The organism is Ruegeria sp. BI11, assembly GCF_056538005.1.
Map to the genome: position 1 here is coordinate 1 of NZ_JBQFSM010000032.1, position 5,355 is coordinate 5,355.

Annotated in this window: 3 protein-coding genes; all 3 read left to right on the top strand. The window is 54.6% G+C overall.

Annotated elements, in window-relative coordinates; genetic code table 11:
• Positions 1–297: 297 nt before the first annotated feature.
• Genes cas9 through cas2 form a run of 3 tightly spaced genes read left to right on the top strand, consistent with a single transcriptional unit; the run spans position 298 to position 4,883 of the window.
• Positions 298–3,600 (top strand): type II CRISPR RNA-guided endonuclease Cas9, encoded by a 3,303-nt coding sequence (gene cas9, locus ACR0DT_RS24740; protein ID WP_480713300.1) that lies wholly within the window; start codon positions 298–300, stop codon positions 3,598–3,600.
• 30 nt (positions 3,601–3,630) lie between these two features.
• Positions 3,631–4,542 carry a type II CRISPR-associated endonuclease Cas1 gene (gene cas1, locus ACR0DT_RS24745; protein ID WP_480713301.1) on the top strand — a complete coding sequence of 304 codons (912 nt, stop codon included), beginning with the start codon at positions 3,631–3,633 and terminating at the stop codon, positions 4,540–4,542.
• Complete coding sequence (gene cas2, locus ACR0DT_RS24750) at positions 4,539–4,883, top strand: CRISPR-associated endonuclease Cas2 (RefSeq protein ID WP_480713302.1); 345 nt, start codon at positions 4,539–4,541, stop codon at positions 4,881–4,883. The genes cas1 and cas2 overlap by 4 nt, the downstream gene beginning before the upstream one ends.
• Positions 4,884–5,355: the final 472 nt, after the last annotated feature.

The window sequence follows — 5,355 nt, forward strand, 5'->3', positions numbered from 1 at the left end:
CGGTGGTTGTGGTCCCGCGTCTGTCTGCGAAACGAACCTTTCCAAGACTGCTCATTGATAGTTTGAGCAACGCGGCAAAAGCCGTCTCTACGATTTTCTGGCACAGAAAGATAATAAGGAAACGCGCCCCGTGGGACGCGTTTCAATGTGGTGCAGTCGAATGCTTGTTAACGGCTCGACCACGAATTCTGAATGTGTATGCAGGTTAATTGCTCATTCCCAAGAATGCAACGCAGCATTTTGGTGCCGGAGCAGATTTTCGTAAGCTGCGTCTTTGATTTAATCAAGGAACACACAATGCGCCTGGGTCTTGATATTGGCACAAATTCCATCGGCTGGTGGCTTTATGCGACCGACGGCAATCGCATAACCGAAGTGATCGACGGGGGTGTCCGGGTTTTCTCGGATGGTCGTGACCCGAAGTCCGGAGCATCTCTCGCTGTTGACCGGCGTGTAGCCCGTTCTATGCGACGCAGGCGCGACCGCTATCTGCGTCGTCGTGCGGCACTCATGCGCAAACTGTCAGAGGCTGGATTGATGCCGGCCGACGCCGAGGCTGCCAAGACGCTTGAGGTGTTGGACCCATACGAATTGCGCGCCCAGGGGTTGGATGCGGCACTTCCGCTCACACATTTGGGCCGGGCGCTTTTTCACCTCAATCAGAGACGTGGCTTCAAGTCGAACCGCAAGACCGACCGGGGCGATAATGAAAGTGGTAAGATCAGGGACGCTACCGCGCGGCTGGATCAGGCGATGATGATCAAGGGTGCTCGGACCTACGGTGAGTTCCTTCATATGCGCCGCCGCGATAAACCGAAAAAGCCGGATGACGAACAAAAACCGAATAAAGATGGAACGCGGCTTGACGATCGTCGCACCAAATCTGTTCGCACCCGATTGAGCGTTGCTCGGCGGGATAATTCGGAGAAAGAAGAGGCGGGTTATGATTTTTACCCGGACCGACGACATTTGGAAGAGGAGTTCAACAAGCTCTGGGATGCGCAAATGGCCTATCATCCTGATGTGTTGACGGATGATCTGGGAAACGCACTCTTTGAGACGATATTCCATCAGCGTCCTTTGAAAGAGCCGGAAATCGGGCTGTGTCTTTTTTCCGGTCAGCACGATGTTCCATCCGACGAAAGGCGGCTCCCCAAGGCACACCCATTGACCCAGTGGCGCGTGATCTATGAAACGGTGAACAACCTGCGTGTCACAGCCGATGGGCGCGAGAAACGGCCACTGACACCGAAACAGCGCGATCAAATCATTCATGCACTGGACAACAGGAAGGCGACAAAATCACCAACATCCATGAAATTGACGTTTGCTGCGCTTGGCAAAGTCATTAAGCTCGCACCACATGAGCGCTTCACATTGGAAGCTGCGGCACGTGACGCTATTGCCTGTGACCCGGTGCGGGCCAGCCTCAGCCACCCCGACCGGTTTGGACCGAAGTGGTCAGAACTGAATCTGGACGCGCAGTGGGAGGTGATCAGGCGTATTCGCGCGGTGCAGAGTAATGCAGATCACGAAGATCTGGTTGCGTGGTTGATCGAAACCCATGGATTGGATGAGGATTATGCTTCGGCCACCGCAACCGCTCCACTGCCGGATGGATATGGACGGCTTGGAGAAACCGCTTCACGGAAAATTCTGGACGCGTTGGAAGCTGGTGTAGTGACGTATAATCAGGCTGTTGAAGCCTGCGGCTGGCATCATTCAGATCACCGTACAGGTGAGGTTCTGGATCAATTACCATATTATGGAGCCATCCTTGAGCGGCACGTGATCCCTGGTTCAGGAAAGCCTGAGGATGACGACATTGTACGTTTTGGACGGATCACCAATCCCACCGTGCATATCGGTCTCAACCAACTGCGGCGGTTGGTGAACAAAATCATCACTGTCTACGGAAAACCCGATCAGATCGTGGTGGAACTGGCCCGGGAACTGAAGCAATCCGACAAGCAGAAAAAGGACGCCCAGAAACGCATCAAAGAGAATACCGATGCTGCGCGCAAGCGCAGTGAGAAGCTTGCAGAGCTTGGCCAGCCGGATACAGGCGCCAATCGGATGCTGTTGCGCCTATATGAGGAGCTTGGTCCGGCAATCGGCCCGCGCTGTTGCCCTTACACAGGTAACCCGATCTGTGTCACCATGCTCTTTGACGGCTCCTGTGATGTGGACCATATCCTGCCCTATTCCCGCACGCTGGATGACAGCTTTGCCAACCGGACTCTGTGTTTGCGCAAAGCCAATCGGGAGAAAACAAACAAAAACCCATGGGAGGTCTGGGGCCGAACGCCACAATGGGACAAGATCGCCGCCAATCTCAAGAATCTGCCAGACAATAAGCGTTGGCGCTTTACACCGGACGCGATGGAACGGTTCGAAGGTGAAAACAGCTTTCTTGACCGGGCACTGGTCGACACGCAATACCTGTCCCGCATTGCCAGAACCTATCTGGATGCTCTTTATACCGAAGGTGGTCATGTCTGGGTTGTGCCCGGTCGGCTGACCGAGATGTTGCGGCGGCATTGGGGCCTGAACAGTCTGTTGCCGGATCATAACAAGGGCACGGCCAAAGCCAAGAATCGCACAGATCACCGCCATCATGCCATTGATGCGGCGGTCATCGCTGCGACTGATCGCGGTCTGATCAAGCAGATCAGCGATGCGGCCAAGCGCGACGAAGGGGATGGTTTGAGCGCCGAGGAGGTAGCGAGAACGACCCCCGAACCCTGGGAGGGCTTTCGCACGGATATTGGCATCCAACTGGGCAAGATTGTGGTCAGCCACCGCGCCGATCATGGGCGCATCGATCCTGCGGCGAAAAAGCAGGGACGAGACAGCACCACCGGTCGACTCCACAATGATACTGCTTATGGTATTTTGGACGAGCAAAGAGTGGTTAGCCGCACACCGCTCCTGTCGCTGAAAGCTGGTGATATTGCTGTGACATCAAAGGGTAAGAACATCCGCGACCCTCATTTGCAGAAACTCCTCTCCGAGGCCACTGTGGGCAAGGAGGTGCCAAAAGACATCGAAGCCGCGCTGGCCGAGTTTGCCGCGTCAGAGCGCCTTTCGAACGGCAAGTACAACCCCTACCGGGGTATCCGTCATGTCCGTTTGATCGAAAGCCTGCAATCTTCCGCACGTGTAGAGATCAAAGATGGGGCGGGGGAACCATACAAGGCTTACAAAGGTGACAGCAATCACTGTTACGAAATCTGGAGGATGCCGGACGGCAAACCCAAGGCTCAGGTCATTACAACCTTTGAGGCTCATGGTGCTATTGTTTCCCGCCCGCACCCGGCAGCAAAGCGCCTCCTGCGAATATTCAAACGGGATATGGTGGCCATTGAACGGGATGGGAAAACGTTGATCTGCTATGTTCAGAAATTCGATCCTGCCAACGGCATCTTTCTCGCGCCCCACATTGAATCGAATGCGGATGCGCGAAATCGTGACAGAAATGACGATTTCCGGCTTATTCAAATGAGTACGAGTTCAATTCTCAAGGCACGCCTTCGCCGGGTTTTTGTCGATGAAATGGGCCAGTTGCGAGATCCTCGGCTGACCCGTTTGATGGGCTGAGTCTCCTCTCAAACCTATGCGAGCGCGATTTTGGATCAGATTATTGACATAGCAACCGATGGACGACACTTGTCGCGGCTACGCGGGTTTTTGATGGTCTCAGAGGCTGGCGCTGAAATTGGACGCACTCCTCTCGATCAAATCGCGGGTGTTATCGTGCATGCACATGGCACAACATGGTCCACGTCGCTCCTGACCGAACTGGCCGACCGAGGCGTGCCGGTGGTGTTATGCGGGTCCAATCATGCGCCTCGATCCGTGCTCATGCCTCTGGAAGGGCACCATGCGCAAGGTGGCCGGATACGAGCCCAGTGGCAGGCCAGGTTACCCCTGACGAAACAGGCCTGGAAACAGGTAATCATCGCGAAAGTGGAAATGCAGGCAGCCGCCTTGGAGGCGATGAGTGAATCCGGCGCCCCGCTGCGTATGATGGTCCGCAAGATCACCTCGGGCGATAGCACCAATATCGAAGCACAAGCAGCCCGCCATTATTGGCCTCGTATAATGGGTGGGGAATTCCGGCGCGATACAAATGCCTCTGACGTGAATGCGTTGCTCAATTATGGCTATACCGTACTGCGCGCCGCCACAGCACGGGCCGTGGTGGCCGCTGGGCTGCACCCATCCATCGGAATTCACCACTCGAACAGAGGCAATGCATTTGCCCTTGCCGATGATCTCATGGAACCCTTTCGTCCATTGGTGGATTGTGCTGCCCGGCATTTCTCAATCGAAAATGGAACACAGGTCGATACTGCGGCAAAACAGGCCTTGGCACGCCTGATCGCAACAGATCTACCGCTCGGTGATGGCGTGACACCGGTCTCTGTCGCGCTCACTAAACTGGCCACCTCGCTGGGACAGAGTTTCGAAACCGGAAAACTGGTGCTGCTTCTCCCCAATCCACCGGACGCTCTCACATTGGCAGGGCTCGGAAGATGACCCGTAAGCCCGACATCCTCTCAGGATACCGCCTCATGTGGATGCTTGTGATGTTTGACCTTCCCACCGACACTAAACCGCAACGCAAAGCGGCGACGAAGTTTCGGAACTTCTTGCTGGATGAGGGCTTCGAGCGAAGCCAGTTTTCTGTCTATGCCCGCTTCGTCAATAGCAAGGAAGCGTTTCACACAAGAGTCAACCGAATAGAGCAATCCTTGCCTTCTTCCGGCGGCGTCCAGATACTCAACTTCACCGACCGGCAATATCGTGATATTGTACATTTCTCAGATCAGGGCCGCAGAGGCCCTCGGAAAAACCCTCAGCAACTGGCTCTATTTTGACGGGTTCGTCTTGGAATACTACAACCGCCTCTCGGAGAAGTTCTTGCAAAAATAAGAACTTCTCCGGGAGGCAATTTTAGCCATTCAGAATTCGAGGCCAGCCGCAACTGGCGGCGGCGGCGGCCCGTTTCCCGGTGCATTTTAGCCATTCAGAATTCGAAGTCCAGCCGCAACTGATTTGACGAATGGCATTGTTGACGTTACATTTTAGCCATTCAGAATTCGAGGTCCCACCGCTACGGTATTAGCGTCGTTTACGAGGCCACCCGACCCGGACATACGGCTCAGGCAAAAAATTCAAGTAGTGTTGTGCGACCCTGAAAATCGTCTACTGAACCTTTCGCACGTATTGTGACCCGGTCCTGATGATTGCAATCCCGTCGCACATAATCTGATTACAGTCGCAGACAATGTGAGTTTGGCGCCTCGGATAGACGCAAATAATTCGAGCGAAAAATCGCGATGTTTGCAA

Coding starts and splice junctions, on each gene's coding strand:
- cas9 (WP_480713300.1), top strand. CDS start 298: ATGCGCCTGGGTCTTGATATTGGCACAAATTCCATCGGCTGGTGGCTT.
- cas2 (WP_480713302.1), top strand. CDS start 4,539: ATGACCCGTAAGCCCGACATCCTCTCAGGATACCGCCTCATGTGGATG.